Origin of the sequence: Lysinibacillus sp. RC46 (genome assembly GCF_041262385.1) — a bacterium.
Lineage (GTDB): Bacteria > Bacillota > Bacilli > Bacillales_A > Planococcaceae > Lysinibacillus.
This window is the reverse complement of sequence record NZ_JBGCCF010000015.1, coordinates 21,488-35,920: the sequence shown is the minus strand read 5'-3', so window position 1 is coordinate 35,920 and position 14,433 is coordinate 21,488. Positions and strand designations below refer to the sequence as shown.

Below are 14,433 nucleotides of genomic sequence, written 5' to 3'. Positions count from 1 at the left end.
CCTTTTTGCACAAGCTATTCATTGAAATAGCAGTTTTAAGGGAGTTGATTTATGTATGAATATAGACGAATTTTTTAAAGCTGATTTTTGGGAAATGATACTTAGGTCCACACTTTCCTTCTTTGCGTTACTCATCGTAACCCGACTACTAGGAAAAAAACAGCTTGGACAACTTACATTCTTCCACTATACAACAGGTATCACATTTGGTTCCATTGCATCAGAAATAGCAGCACAGGCTGAGACACCCTTTTTAGATGGACTCATTGCCCTCATTTGGTGGAGCGTTTTAACATATTTAATGACCATCATTACCATTAAATCTAAAAAAGCTCGTGTAATTGTTGATGACAAGCCAACAATCCTTATTCAAAATGGAATTATTTTAGAGTCTGCCTTAAAGAAGAATCGTTTGCATATGGATGAATTAGCGATGATGCTAAGGGAACAAGCCGTATTCTCTGTACAAGATGTACAATATGCGTTACTTGAAACTACGGGTAAACTAAGTGTACTACCAAGGCCTGCTGAACAACCAGCTACAAAACAAGATGTAAAGGCCGATGTCACACCACCAACCTATATACCAACAGAAGTAGCTTCAGATGGGAAAGTTATTTATGAAAACTTAGTTGAACTCCAATTAACTGAAGATTGGCTTATGAAAAAGCTGAAAAAGCAAAACGTCCAATCCGTAGAAGATGTTTATTTTGCTCAAGTTCAAGGAAACGGTTCCTTATATGTAAGCTTAAAGGATAAAGCAAGACGATCAAGCTCTTAACAGCTTGTCTCGTCTTGCTTAATCTATTTTTACAATATCTAATGGTGTAACAATGCCGATTAGTTTTTGATGGGGTTTCCCATGCTCCGTTATTAATAAAGCTTCAAAGCGGCGTCCCCGCTCTACGCCTTGTTTAAAAATATCTTCAGCTTCGTAAATGTTTATGTATCTACTTACAAATTTATAATTCACTCTATTCTTTTCATGCATTAATATATCATGTAAGGTCGGAATCTTCTTAGGTATTTGATCGCCTCCCATCATCGTAGCTAACCAGTTTGTAATTCCTACTGTCGTCACAAGCCCTTTAAATTGATCTTTATGATATACAGGGAACTGTGTAAATTTACGATGACGTATAACTTTTAACGCATGTTTCAGTGAATCCCTTTCCTGAAAAACTAGTACTTTTTTATGAAACATTTGACCAACTAGTGTTGGCTTAGCAAGTGTTGCATCTATATATTCAATTCTTTCCACCACGTCTATATGTGGTTCAGCAATGACAAATTCTAACGACGTGCGATGATGAACAATGGCATTTCGTAAATCTGCATAAGAGCGCAAGTCGTCTTCGTATTTACGAACTAGTACATCCTTCTTCTTAGCTTGATCGATAAGACGATAAAAGGGCATAAAGTCCTTTGCACCAACAATATCTCTTAACCTATGATCTATCCGATTAAACGCCGTAAGAAAGCGATCGGAATTTTCTGTAGCCAATTTATCCACATCCTCCTACTTATATTTATATATGTATTTTCCGAGTTGTTCGACAAATCGCGGGTTATAGCTACATTATATTCCTAAGTTATGGATATTCCAAGAACAGTTCTTAGATAAAAAAGCATCAACTCGGTAGGAATTTACCAGGTTGATGCTCTTAAATATGATTAAACCATTAAAATAAAGTTACTTATGTGTAACGGAATAGCACTTCAACAGACATGAAATTCTTACTTTAACCATGTAGCTAAGTACCCTATAGTTTTCTATTAGCAAGGTATATTTCCTTTAAATTTTCGTCATCGATGCATTTTTCTTCATTGTCAAAATTCCTATACTCACACAAATTATTGAGATAACTAATGTTAGAGATAGACTCCACCAATAATCCGACATCTCCATTGTGCCTCTCATTAATTGAACGCCATATACCGGTAATTTCCACGGTGATATTGTCCAAAATGCTCCCACTAAAGAATCTAATATTTGCCCAATAAATATGACAGCGAATGCACATGTTGTTGCTACCACTGTTTTAAAGGCAGCACTCATCATTAATGTCACCGCTATCACTAAGAGTAGCCAAGAAAAATACGTGAAAAAACTTGCCACGAGTGGCCCTATCTCTAATGTTCCATAAAGCACGACCGTATAGTATATGCTCGCAGCGAAACCAGCTAAAATACTAACAAGGCCAACAGTACTCATGACGATAAATTTGCTCATAAAATAAGCGCTGAACGATATAGGACGGACATACAATAAAGTAGCCATTCCACTTGTTCTTTCTTTACTAATGGCTCCTACGAAAGTAGCCATTAATACGAGTAAACCTATCGTTTGAAACTGTCCAATGGAGGCTTGTATTAGGTCAACCGGCATTAATTCAGGCATCAACATTTCAAAGCCTTCTGGTACGTTACCAACAGCATTTAAAATATCCATCATATAATAGTTTGTTAGTGGATCGCTCATGCCGAGCAAAGCAAATACAAGAGGTATCCATAAAAACTTCCAGCTTCGCCAAGCTTCTCTGAATTCCTTTTGCAGAAGTACAGTAAATCCTCTCATATTTTTCTCGCCACCTTCATGAAAATCTCTTCAAGTGATGCTGTTTGTCGCTCCACTTTTCGTATTTTATAAGGATATCTACTCAAATGTTGAAGCAGATCCTGCATACTCGGTTGCTCATCAATAATTTCTATATATACATGATTGCCCTTTATCTCTCCTCTAAGTTCAGATTGACTGGCAAAAAGTTGCGCCTCATTTTCAGTGCTAAATTCTACAACATAATTTGGTTCATCGAAACGTTGTCGAACTTCACGTAATGTCCCCTGTTCTACTAGCTTTCCATCACGTAAAAATAATAATTGATCTGTCATCTCTTCGGCATCATTTAAAATATGTGTTGAATATAAAATAGTTGTTTCTTGCTGTAAGCCCTTCAATAAATCAAGAACTTCCCTACGACCTACTGGATCCAATGCAGACACAGGTTCATCCAATAACAGTAATTTAGGCTTATGAACAATTGCCTGGGAAATTCCAAGCCGTTGCTTCATGCCACCAGAAAACGTGGAAATTTTCTTATTTAAATCATTACCTAGACCTACAAACTCAAGTGTTTTTTGTGCTTCTGCTTTTGCTTTTTTTGCTGGCACACCATTTAACTTTGCCGCCATTTCAGTAAACTCTAACGCACTTAACCAAGGATGGAATTGCGGATATTGTGGCAAGAAACCAATATTAGCTCTTACATCACCATCCAGCATTTTTACACTTCCGGAGGTTGGTTTTAATAAACCTGTTAGCATCGATAATGTCGTAGTTTTACCAGCGCCATTAGGCCCAATTAAAGCTGTCGATGTGTTTTTTTCTAGTGTGAACTCGATTCCATCCACAACTACTCTCTCTGCAAATTGCTTTGTAAGTCCTGTTACCTGAAATAATATCGTCATGATTGCTTTCTCCCAACTATAAAGTATGCAATCGATCCAATATAACTAGTAAAAACAATAAGAAACACCCATAAAATTTTAGGCCCATTTGTTGCATGGACTTTACGTAAATCAACTAAAGCTACAATCATTAAAATAAATTGAACCACTATTAGTGGTGCTATGACTGCCCATGGAACTTTCGCTAACTCCTCCATCATACAGATTCACCTCATCTTTGTTATATTATCACTATAACAAAATCTGTTCTAATATGTATAGCACAAATTTATGTATCTGCAGTTACAAACATTCCGGCTGAGCACTTTCCCGGGGCGTCCGATGAGCCGCATCGCTTGCGCTACAAGATCTCATCAATGATCCTGATTCCCAAGGAGTCACTCAGCCTTCACTCTGATCAATTTAACAAATATCATCCATATGTTTCTTCCACCTAAATTGGGTATACATTAATTCGAATCAAAACCGTTAGGACCATCGACTGCTAACGCCATAGCTAAAGCGTAGAATGTGCGACGTGCTCCAGCACAGTTTGGAGATTCTTTATCAGTAGTTGTTAGGTCTGTAGCCGAGCTAACAGTCCCACCTGTATTTGAAGCATCAGCTAATATATCTAAGCGAGCTAAATCCCAAAGACCTGAACGACCGTGTGATGGGAAGGTACTTTGACCATGTAATGCTCGACCAACTTCAAGTTGGAGTTTAACTGCTTCCCCGATTTTATTATTTATACTTGCAAATCCTTGACCTGTGAATCCAGGATAAACATTGAACAACCCGACCATGGCTTGATTGATCCCCTCGCCCTTATTAGGTATTTGCCACGGATTTTTAATCAACTCGGATGAACCTAACATAGCATTTTCCGGAATGTACATACCCCAATATTTAGCTTTGCTAAACAAATTATTAATTAAAGTGTTTTTGATAGTTGAATAGTTTGTAAAAATATCTTGGTAGGTATTAATCATCTGAGCGACCATAATTCCAGAATCCGAATCAGAATTTGGAACAAGATTGTACCATGATGAAACTGTTGGATTTTCAATCAAGCTTGCAAAGATTTGTAAGAATGTCATTGCAAATGTATTATATGCTGGAGAATCAAATCGAGATCGCAGCATATTATTCGTTAAGTTTACTTCGGAATATCCATGAACCGGAAGAACTCTTTTAGCAGTTAATGCATCGTTAAAAGGCTCTTGTTGAAAACACCCTTTAGAATCATTAGCAACTGACGTATTTGAACCCCAATGGGTATAGCTAAGAACATCTCTGATAGCATTTTTCAAGTTATAGGCAGGATTTAATGAAGCTCCAGTCTTATTCACTTTTACATCATAAACATGTGCCGCCATCCATAAAGCAATTGTATTTAGCGATTCGTTAAGAATAAATCGCTGGTTTTTAGTGTTGAAATAGGAATGGTGATCTATATAATCTCTACCACTTGTTCCTGGTTGAATAGCAGCAAAAGAAACTTGTCCTGAGCTGTCAAGAACTGTTGGCATCTCTAAGTATTTTTTTTGAGGATCGGTGGATAAATCTGCGGTAGTTATCCAATATCCTATTTGACCCGAATATGGTCCAGTAGCAAAACGGTACGCTTTTTCTGAATCATTGTATGTCCAAGCAGACGGAGTCCGATGATACATTAAAGCATGGTATTCTATAGAACTTAATACTTCATTAGCAAAATAGTCTCGGTATCGCACTAACAACTCATCTACATTAAAAAGTGATACATCACTTTGAGATTCATCCAACTTCTTAAGCATTGCTACACCAAGATAAAGAAAGCCTGCTAATGGATTGATTGACGGGAAATTATATGTTCTTTCCAAAAGCTTAGGAATAACCGTATTAACCATTTCCTTGTAAACTGCATCACGCTCTCCAACCAATGCCTTTTGTTGAGCGAACTGGGCGCAGAACATCATTAATTGCCCAACACCTTGTTGATATGTGGAAGCATCACCTGTACCATTTAATAAATGATTTTGGAAAAATTTCCGCACTCGTGGATATCGACCTTTATCCTTCTTATAAGGATGGTTTAAAGATTCCTGCTCGTTAGACAATAGAAAAGCTTCTGTAAAGGCTTGAGCCTCTTGTAAGGGTGTAAATGTAGTCAATTGATTCACTCCTAAATTTGTATTTTCAACTTACAAACATTAAAGTGAAAAATATTTCCAAAAATAAACCAATTTATTATTTTTTGTGCTGATCACCATAACGTGGGGTTGTATATCCAACTTTTTAGTTTTATCGGAACACTTTCAGGAATTATCGCCCAACTTTTTAGTTTTATCGATGAACTTTCACGTTTTATCACCCAACTTTTAACTTCTTTCAGCGGGTGTCCAAACGTCCGCTGAAAGAAGTTAAAGCCTGCGGCAGATGTCACGGAATCAGAAAGGAGTTCTTTGTGCGAGCACAAAGGCGATTCCGGACGCAATTATGCCGAGGCATAATTGATTTTTTATCGACATCCACTATTCAAAGCGCAAAAATGTATAATTCACTAACTAAAAAAGAAGATGTACCAAAGTTGAAATAACCTTTTGGTACATCTTCTCATTTATTTGTATAGCTTCTGCAACGCATCTGCCATTTTTGGACGAATTGTTACTTGTGGGCGGGCGTTCTTTACGGCCACTTCCGCTTCCTCTAGAGAATTGGCCATGCCAAGCTCCATTAATACAGCAGTGGCAGCCACTCCAGCGCGACCTCCCCCGCTTCCGCAATGGAAGTACACTTTCTGCCCATTCTCATAGGCAGAAACAATTTCTTTCGCAACTTTTTGAATAGATGGCGCTACTTCTATGTCCTCATCAGCAATTGGCATATGCTTGTACGCATATGAAGCCGCTTCTTGCTCCTCATTAGATAAGCCATTTACTCGAACATCAATGACGATATCAACCGTTTCTTGTTCAAAAGCTAAATCTGCATCTTTCGCACCGCCAAAGAATAATCGATCCTTCACTAATACATCGTAATTTTTCTCCATTGTATGCACGCTCCAAACGACTATTTAAGTAAATGCTTAATATCATCATAAAATGGAAGAGCCGTTAATGCCCCTGCTTTAGTAGCTGCTAAAGCACCAAGCTTATTACCAAAGCTTACACAACGAACAAGTTCCTCTTCCGTTGTAGGTAAACCATTATAATGAACATCGCGTAATACACCAGCCATAAATGCATCTCCGGCACCTGTAGTATCTACTGGCACAACCTTTTCTGTCGGTACATGGATAACCTCACCATTTAATACCGCATATGTGCCATTTTCCCCTACTGTTACTAAAATAATAGGCACTAAATAACTGTTTAATTGCTCAATTCCCTCTTCCAAGCTAGTTGTTTCTGTCAGGAAAAATAATTCTTCATCAGTTACCTTTAAAATATCTACGTGCTCAAAAAATGACGTGATCGTTTCGCGGCAAACCTGCTCACTGCTCCAGCGTAGAGGACGAATATTCGCATCCATTGCGATAATTGCCCCTTTTTCCTTTGCCATCTCTACAGCAGCGCGTGTTGTATCAAGGGCTGTAGGATGGAACATTGTACCTGAGCACACAGTTAGAGCAGATGCATGTTTAAATGCTGCTTCATTTAAGTGTGTTGCTTCTACTTGTAAATCTGGCGTCTCATCGACATAATCTTTAAAAATTCGCTCACATGCTTCTGTTAAATGTACATAGACACCGCTAACACGCTTCGTAGGGTTAAATACTGCATAATCTAGGCTTACCCCTTCTTGTGCAAGGCCATCTCGAACAAACTGAGAACCTTCGTCATCTCCTGTGATCGTAATCAATGACGATGGAGCCCCGATACGACTAATTCCCGCAGCAACATTTACCGTTGCGCCACCCATATATTTAGTAAATGATGTGTTTGTTACATCATCTGCGATATAGTCAATAAAAGCATCTCCATAAACTAAAATATAATCCTTATCTTCCTTTGTCATTGTTGTCCTCCCGAAACTCTAGTCATTATAGATTAACACGAAATCTGATATCGTATAAAGTTTTAAACTTTCGGAAAAATAGTATCAGAATATCACCATTTACTCAAAAACTTGAGTCATGCTCTATCTTTGTTATACTTGCCTATAGAAAGGTGGGGATTTTGACAATGAGTATTACAATTCGACAAGCGCAACCACAGGATGCCCATGCCGTTGTACCATTAATTATTGATGCGATTGGTGATATTGCCAACCGTTTAACAGGTGAACAAACAGCGAAAGCCGTTGAACAAGAACTTACTGTACTATTCAAGCGTGAGGACAATCGACATTCCTATTTAAATACTTTTGTTGCTATTGAGAATGAGCAAGTATTAGGAACTCTTGTTTACTATAATGGTGTCGAAGCCATTCATATGGATGCAAATCTCGTAAAATGGCTTGAAGAAAAAAATGCGCCATCCATCATCATCGATAAAGAAGCTCATGAAGATGAATATTATATTGATACTATTTGTGTAGCACCAGAAGCTCGTGGTAAAGGGATAGGAACATCATTACTACAATTTTCCATAGAGGAAACACAAAAACGAGGCTATACAAAATTATCATTAAATGTTGAAACGGAAAAAGAAGACGCTCGTCGCCTTTATGAACGCATGGGCTTTGTCATTACAGAGCCATGGTCCATAATTGATGAGCCATTTCATCATATGGTAAAGCAATTTTAGGAAGTGAAACAAAAAAACATGAAGAAAAATTTATTTTATCCTCTTTTAATTGTCATTGCTTCTAGTAGCTACGGTGTACTATCGACAATTGTCAAAGTAGCTATGCAGCATGGCTTTACAACAGGAGAGGCAGTATCAAGTCAATATATTATTGGCTTTATGCTTGTTGCAACTATTTTTATAGTGACACAAAGACAATTACCGAAGCTTTCTAAAAAGGGACTGCTTATTTTGGTGTGCGCCGGGATATTTACCGGAACTACAGGAATTATATACGGCGAATCATTAAAGTATCTACCAGCCTCTCTTGCAGTAGTAATGCTCTTCCAATTCACATGGATCGGCTTATTAATAGATTGCGCACTTCATAAACGCTTACCAAGTCGGGCTGAAGTGATTTCCATCATTGTATTATTTGCCGGAACTATTTTAGCTGCTGGTGTACTAAATGTAGATTTAAGCGGTATTGCTATTCAAGGCTGGCTACTAGGTTTTGCTGCTGCCTTTACTTTTGCTTGCTTTATCCAATTTAACTCTCGTCACGTGGAAGGTATTACAACTACATCACGAGTGTTGATTGTTTCCTTTGTCGCTCTGATCATGATTAGTATTTTCCTAAACCCTGAAGTACTTTGGAACGGTAAATTATTTGCCGGGGGGTTATGGAAATTCGGACTAGCACTGGGACTCTTCGGTATTATTTTGCCAATTTATTTATTCTCTATAGCTGTTCCGAAAGTGGGAGGAGCTCTTGCCTCTATTTTAAGTGCTATGGAGTTGCCTGTTGCTGTAACCGTTTCAGTTATTGTTCTCCATGAACCATTAACTTCTTTACAAATAGCGGGTATTATTTTAGTTATTTTAGGTATGATGTTACCGACAATACTTTCGCAACGACGACAAAAGCAAAAATCTTTAGAGCCTATTAGTAAGTAAATACTTTGATTAGAAAGGGAGATGTATCATTTTTTTGATACATCTCCCTTATTTCTTTTATAAACCAAGCGCTCGGTACATAAACGCTGTAAATTGTGCGCGTGTTAAGTTTTCATCCGGTCTAAAATTACCGTTCTCATCGCCTAGTGCAATGTTATGGTCCGCTAGTGTAGCAATGTATCCACTCGCCCAGTGTGATGGATCGACATCCTTGAACGTACTATTGCCCTCTGGCGTTAAGCCAAATGCAATCACCATCATTTTTGCCATTTGGGCACGTGTTATATATGCATCTGGGCGGAAAGTTCCGTTTGTACCATCCACGATACCTGCTCGTTGCAGTCGTGTAATTTGTTCATAATATACATGGTTTTTAGGTACATCCGAAAATGATACAGCCTCTCGAATTGGTGTTGGTTGTAACGCACGGTCAATCATAAGCACCACATGCTGACGTTGAGCCAGATCGTTTGGTCGGAAAGTGCCATCTGGATAACCTTTAATAATGCATCGCTTGGCAACTTCTTTAATCATATCTTGTGCCCAGTTCGTGGAAATATCATTGAAAGTAATATCACAGCCACTACTCTCTTTCATCCATCGAGCATATAACGTTATGTCTGCTGTGACTACATCTTTCGCAAAATCCCATGCCTTTGTGAAGTCTTTATTTTTATACCAGCCGATAAATATGTGGCCTTCCTTCGTTGGTTTAGAAGCAGCCTTCACTAAAGCTTTATACGCCACTGTTTGTGACGGGATTTTACTACCTCCGTTTGAATCAAAAGTAACGATAAAACTACCTTCTGACACATTATCCTTTGTCCATTTCGCATACAACGTTATGTCTGATGTTACTTTATCTTTCGCAAAGTCCCATACATTTTTAAGCTCTGCATCCTTATACCAGCCAGTAAATTGATAGCCATCCTTCATTAGAGTAGTTGGAGCCTTCACTAGGTCATTAAATCCAACTGTTTGTGGCTGTACTTCACTCCCACCATTGGAGTCAAAAGTGACAGTATTTAGATGCGTCCAGCCAGATCCTCCACCTGCTGTGTTATCCTTTATCCATTTCGCATATAACGTAACATTTTGGGTCACTACGTCTTTTGCAATATCCCATGGTACTGTCAATTCTTTATCTTTGTGCCAGCCGTCGAATGTATAACCTTTCTTCTTCTGAGCAGCTGGTACTTTTACTAATTCGTTATATCCCACTTTTTGTGAAGAAACTTCGCTTCCTCCATTGGAATCAAATGTAACAATGTAACTTGCTTTCGACCATTTAGCATGTAGTGTGATATCTTTTTTCACTACATCTTGATCGAAATTCCATACTTCTGTCAGTTCCTTATCTTTATACCAACCTTCAAATGTGTATCCTGCTTTTACTGGATTAGATAGTGCTTTTATAAATTCACCATATTCTACAGATTGGGATGGAACTTCACTTCCGCCATTGGCATCAAAAGTAACGATGAAGCTTTCTTTCGACCATTTAGCGTATAGCGTGATATCTTTTTTCACTACATCCTGATCGAAATTCCATGCTTCTATCAGCCCTTTATCCTTATACCAGCCTTCAAATGTGTATCCCGCTTTTACTGGAGAGGATGGTATTTTCACTAATTCACCATGTTCTACTGTTTGGGATGGAACTTCGTTTCCGCCATCGGTATCAAACATGACAGCAAGAGGACTCCACTTAGCGTAAACAGTCATTGGTTTGGATACAGTATCACTCCAGTTTATCGTATAATCTTCATCTTCAAACCATCCCAAAAAGGATTTCCCACTCTTAAATTGAAATTTAAAAGGAGTTGTAGCCCATTGGAATTCATGTACTCCATGAAAGGTTATAAAATCTAATTGATTATAACTAAATGCTTCCGATTCTATTGTGGTCACACTTGCGGGGATTTCTACACTTGTCATCTGATTATAAGCAAATGCATAGTTTTCTATCGTTTTTACGCTTGTGGGGATCTCTATATTTGTTAATTGATTACTAAAAAATGCTCGCTCTCCTATCGTTTCTAAGCCTGAGGATAGTTCTATACTTGTTAATCGATTTTCAGAAAATGCACTGTTTCCTATCGTCGTCACACTTGGGGGTAGTTCTATTTTTGTTAATTGATTTTCAGAAAATGCACCGATTTCAATCGTTGTCACGCTTGTGGGGATTTTTATACTTGTTAATTGATTATCAGTAAATGCAAATGGTTCTATCTTTTTCACTCTTGAGGGGATTTCTATACTTGTTAATTGATTTTTAGAAAATGCACCGATTCCTATTGTTGTCACGCTTGATGGTATTTCTACACTTGTTAATTGATTATCAGCAAATGCTCTCTCTCCTATCGTTGTCACGCCTGATGGTATTTCTACACTTGTTAATTGATCATCAGCAAATGCACGATCTCCTATCGTTGCTACGCTTGAAGGTATTTCTACACTTGTTAATTGATTATCAGCAAATGCACCGATTCCTATCGTTGTCACACTTGATGGCATTTCTACATTTGTGAGTCGTTTATTAGCAAATGCTCTGTATCCTATTTCTAAAACTGGTTTACCATTGATTTCATCAGGGATAACGATATCCTTTGAAGAACCCTTATAGCCCGTAATGACAACACCATTGAACATACTTCGCGTTATGAACTCATCTTCATTTTCATTTATTGCTGAGACTTCATCTTCATTGTTTGGTGCTTTGCCATTTTCTTCATTATTACCTAGTGTTTCATTTTCATCATTATCACTTGGTGCTCCGTTCCCTTTTTCATTTTCAATTGGGGCTATATGATCGACTTCATTATTTGATGTTACAGTTTCATCTTCGTTGTTTAATGCTTCGCTTTCATCTTCATCATTCGGCGTTACAATATCATTCTCCGCATTGCTTATCGCATAAACAGATAGGCTGCCCAATGACAATTGAGAAAACACTAAAAGCGTGGAAACTAATACTAAAAAGGCTTTTTTCATTTAGTAATCTCCTTTCAAAACTAAACTCTGGTATCACTTCTAAATCAGGGTCAACATACAAAAAAGTTAACTTCCTCTTGCTCTGATCAGCTTGCGTTTTCGTATTAGATGAATGAAAAAGAAATACTTAGAAACATCAATACTATTATCACAAATACAAGATTATTTACTTTTTACACTTAATCTATACCTCTAACCGAACCTCTTTAAACATATTTTCCCTCTTTTAAGTATTTTTTTACTTTTCGTCGCTTGCAATTACCTAGTGCGAATTGAATCTTGTGCAATGACATACCCCAGAGTTAGTGATGGTACCACTCCTGTATTCTTGCAACAGTCGAATCATCACGAACCATTTTTCAACACTTTTTTGAAAAATTATTCCATTTTTAAAAACAAAAAAAACATCCTTCTATCTTAAATCTTAAAGATTTAAGATTTTGCTCATTAAAATTAAAATCTACTGAAAAAAATGCAAATCAATCTTTGCTTACTTTTGAACATATTTTGATAAACTACTTATTTGCATCATTATGATAATTATGTTCAACCTTATTTTTGAGATTGAATCAGGTGATGTTCACTAGGAATTACCTCATAAAGAAAGGACTTTTCTCCACCTACTACAAGACAAAATCAATATTTGTTGGTTTTTAAACAAAACGTGATAATTTCAATTTTGTAGTAATAAGAGTTTCAAATTCACATCCAATCTGACGATCAATAGACAGATAAAATCTATTTATTTAAGAACGATTAAACGGCTTAAACCCACTAAAATACCGGGCTTAAGCTGCTTTAAACATTTTTGAGAATTCCCATTCTCTACTTGATAGAGAGCGGACCACAACCGAACTAATCTGTTTGCCTAGAATCATGATTTAGGGATTCCTTTCAAAATCCCCAAAATCAACATTTGTTCACTTTCGTAATAATCTATCCTCAAAACTCTTAAACTTGAAACTCTCCGCTACTTTAAAGAGTTTCCAACTTTAGTGAAGCACTATTGCTATCTAGTATTTACATAGTTATGATGAATCTAATTATAATTTTTTAATTATTCTAACATTAATGTTGGGTTTTAGTATTATACTGATAGTATGTAAGTTTTTCACTATAGGGAGGGGGAAGATTATGCAGAAAACACGTATCTTCGGTTTTTTACTTGTGCTGATGGTTATCGTCTTAGCTGCTTGTAGTAGTGACAAGACTGCTACAAAAGATAGCGACAAAACGTCCAGTTCTGAAAAGACCGATGTAGCGGCTACGCCATCTGGAAAGCTTGTTATTTATACAGGGCGCGATGAAGAGATGGTGCAAAAGGTAATCGATCAGTTTAATGAAAAGTATCCGGACATTGAAGTGGAATTTTTAACGATGGGCGCACAGCAAATTTTAGAACGCCTACGTGGTGAAAAAGCAAATCCTCAAGCTGATTTTTGGTGGGGCGGTACGCAATCTGCACTAACTGTAGGCGCCAATGAAGGTTTGCTTCAAGCTTGGAAGCCTAGCTTTAACGACTCCATTGATGCGGCTTATAAAGATCAAGATGGTCGTTGGTTTGGTGAAATGTTACTGCCAGAAGTCATTATGATTAACAAGGATGTATTAACGAAAGAAACAGGTCCACAAGATTGGGATGATTTATTAGATCCAAAGTGGAAAGATAAAATTTTAATTCGTGGTGTGTTAGCATCTGGGACGATGCGTACTATTTATTCATCTATGATTTTACGTCAAGGTGCAGATTCGCCTGAGAAGGGCTACGATTGGTTATTAAAATTAGATGCCAACACGAAGGAATATACACAAGATCCAAATGCACTTTATTTAAAGATGACACGACAAGAAGGCAGTATTTCTTTATGGAATTTACAAGATATTTTATTAAAGAAATATACGACTGATTATCCGTTTGATTATATTTATCCGCAAAGTGGTGCACCGATTTTAGTTGATGGTGTTGCTGTTGTCAATAATGCCAAAAACTTAGAAAATGCAAAGCTCTTCGTAGAGTTCTTATTTGAAAAAGGAATGGTCACTCAGCTAGCAAACGATTACTATCAAATTCCTACTCGCTCCGATATCGATAAAGCTGCAATGCCTGAGTGGTATAAAGAATTAGACTTAAAAACGTTTGATATAGACTGGAAACTCATGACTGATAAAGAAGCTGAATGGATGGAGCATTGGGATAATAATATTAAAGGGCGCGGAAAAAAGTGATCGAGAATTAAAAAGTTGTGAACCTGTCCTATGTTGCTAACAGGTTACTCACAAAAAATCAGGAATGATATTCTTAAAACGTATGTCATGCATATAA

General features: G+C 37.3%; 12 protein-coding genes. 4 read left to right on the top strand and 8 right to left on the bottom strand.

What is annotated here, in order from left to right; genetic code table 11:
• Window positions 1-55: 55 nt before the first annotated feature.
• Window positions 56-781, top strand: a complete 726-nt coding sequence (locus tag ABH966_RS14675; RefSeq protein WP_370079579.1) for a DUF421 domain-containing protein — start codon at window positions 56-58, stop codon at window positions 779-781.
• A gap of 18 nt (window positions 782-799) precedes the next feature.
• Here the strand turns inward: ABH966_RS14675 and ABH966_RS14670 are convergent, their stop codons facing one another.
• The 7 genes from ABH966_RS14670 to ABH966_RS14640 form a co-directional block, all read right to left on the bottom strand.
• The gene (locus tag ABH966_RS14670) at window positions 800-1,513 is read right to left on the bottom strand and encodes a CBS domain-containing protein (RefSeq protein ID WP_370079577.1); all 714 of its coding nucleotides are present in this window, start codon (window positions 1,511-1,513) and stop codon (window positions 800-802) included.
• A gap of 282 nt (window positions 1,514-1,795) precedes the next feature.
• On the bottom strand, window positions 1,796-2,578 hold the full coding sequence (locus ABH966_RS14665; RefSeq protein WP_370079576.1) for an ABC transporter permease: 783 nt from the start codon (window positions 2,576-2,578) through the stop codon (window positions 1,796-1,798).
• On the bottom strand, window positions 2,575-3,468 hold the full coding sequence (locus tag ABH966_RS14660) for an ABC transporter ATP-binding protein (RefSeq protein WP_370079574.1): 894 nt from the start codon (window positions 3,466-3,468) through the stop codon (window positions 2,575-2,577). The genes ABH966_RS14665 and ABH966_RS14660 overlap by 4 nt, the downstream gene beginning before the upstream one ends.
• Window positions 3,465-3,668: a PLDc N-terminal domain-containing protein gene (locus ABH966_RS14655; protein ID WP_370079572.1), complete on the bottom strand. Its 204-nt coding sequence runs from the start codon at window positions 3,666-3,668 to the stop codon at window positions 3,465-3,467. The genes ABH966_RS14660 and ABH966_RS14655 overlap by 4 nt, the downstream gene beginning before the upstream one ends.
• Before the next feature lie 249 nt (window positions 3,669-3,917).
• Complete coding sequence (locus ABH966_RS14650; RefSeq protein WP_370079570.1) at window positions 3,918-5,603, bottom strand: hypothetical protein; 1,686 nt, start codon at window positions 5,601-5,603, stop codon at window positions 3,918-3,920.
• A 446-nt stretch (window positions 5,604-6,049) separates the two neighbouring features.
• Window positions 6,050-6,481: a protein-tyrosine phosphatase family protein gene (locus ABH966_RS14645; RefSeq protein ID WP_370079568.1), complete on the bottom strand. Its 432-nt coding sequence runs from the start codon at window positions 6,479-6,481 to the stop codon at window positions 6,050-6,052.
• A 20-nt stretch (window positions 6,482-6,501) separates the two neighbouring features.
• Window positions 6,502-7,449, bottom strand: a complete 948-nt coding sequence (locus tag ABH966_RS14640) for a carbohydrate kinase family protein (protein WP_370079566.1) — start codon at window positions 7,447-7,449, stop codon at window positions 6,502-6,504.
• A 167-nt stretch (window positions 7,450-7,616) separates the two neighbouring features.
• Here ABH966_RS14640 and ABH966_RS14635 point away from each other — a divergent pair, with 167 nt between their 5' ends.
• Together ABH966_RS14635 and ABH966_RS14630 are read left to right on the top strand one after the other, a co-directional pair.
• Complete coding sequence (locus ABH966_RS14635) at window positions 7,617-8,180, top strand: GNAT family N-acetyltransferase (RefSeq protein WP_370079564.1); 564 nt, start codon at window positions 7,617-7,619, stop codon at window positions 8,178-8,180.
• An 18-nt stretch (window positions 8,181-8,198) separates the two neighbouring features.
• Window positions 8,199-9,116, top strand: a complete 918-nt coding sequence (locus ABH966_RS14630; RefSeq protein WP_370079562.1) for an EamA family transporter — start codon at window positions 8,199-8,201, stop codon at window positions 9,114-9,116.
• A 57-nt stretch (window positions 9,117-9,173) separates the two neighbouring features.
• Here the strand turns inward: ABH966_RS14630 and ABH966_RS14625 are convergent, their stop codons facing one another.
• Window positions 9,174-12,110 carry an InlB B-repeat-containing protein gene (locus tag ABH966_RS14625; protein ID WP_370079560.1) on the bottom strand — a complete coding sequence of 979 codons (2,937 nt, stop codon included), beginning with the start codon at window positions 12,108-12,110 and terminating at the stop codon, window positions 9,174-9,176.
• A 1,134-nt stretch (window positions 12,111-13,244) separates the two neighbouring features.
• Between ABH966_RS14625 and ABH966_RS14620 the strand changes: the two genes are divergently transcribed.
• Window positions 13,245-14,336 (top strand): extracellular solute-binding protein, encoded by a 1,092-nt coding sequence (locus ABH966_RS14620; RefSeq protein ID WP_370079558.1) that lies wholly within the window; start codon window positions 13,245-13,247, stop codon window positions 14,334-14,336.
• Window positions 14,337-14,433 lie beyond the last annotated feature (97 nt).

Coding starts and splice junctions, on each gene's coding strand:
- ABH966_RS14675 (WP_370079579.1), top strand. CDS start 56: ATGAATATAGACGAATTTTTTAAAGCTGATTTTTGGGAAATGATACTT.
- ABH966_RS14665 (WP_370079576.1), bottom strand. CDS start 2,578: ATGAGAGGATTTACTGTACTTCTGCAAAAGGAATTCAGAGAAGCTTGG.
- ABH966_RS14660 (WP_370079574.1), bottom strand. CDS start 3,468: ATGACGATATTATTTCAGGTAACAGGACTTACAAAGCAATTTGCAGAG.
- ABH966_RS14655 (WP_370079572.1), bottom strand. CDS start 3,668: ATGATGGAGGAGTTAGCGAAAGTTCCATGGGCAGTCATAGCACCACTA.
- ABH966_RS14645 (WP_370079568.1), bottom strand. CDS start 6,481: ATGGAGAAAAATTACGATGTATTAGTGAAGGATCGATTATTCTTTGGC.
- ABH966_RS14640 (WP_370079566.1), bottom strand. CDS start 7,449: ATGACAAAGGAAGATAAGGATTATATTTTAGTTTATGGAGATGCTTTT.
- ABH966_RS14635 (WP_370079564.1), top strand. CDS start 7,617: ATGAGTATTACAATTCGACAAGCGCAACCACAGGATGCCCATGCCGTT.
- ABH966_RS14630 (WP_370079562.1), top strand. CDS start 8,199: ATGAAGAAAAATTTATTTTATCCTCTTTTAATTGTCATTGCTTCTAGT.
- ABH966_RS14625 (WP_370079560.1), bottom strand. CDS start 12,110: ATGAAAAAAGCCTTTTTAGTATTAGTTTCCACGCTTTTAGTGTTTTCT.
- ABH966_RS14620 (WP_370079558.1), top strand. CDS start 13,245: ATGCAGAAAACACGTATCTTCGGTTTTTTACTTGTGCTGATGGTTATC.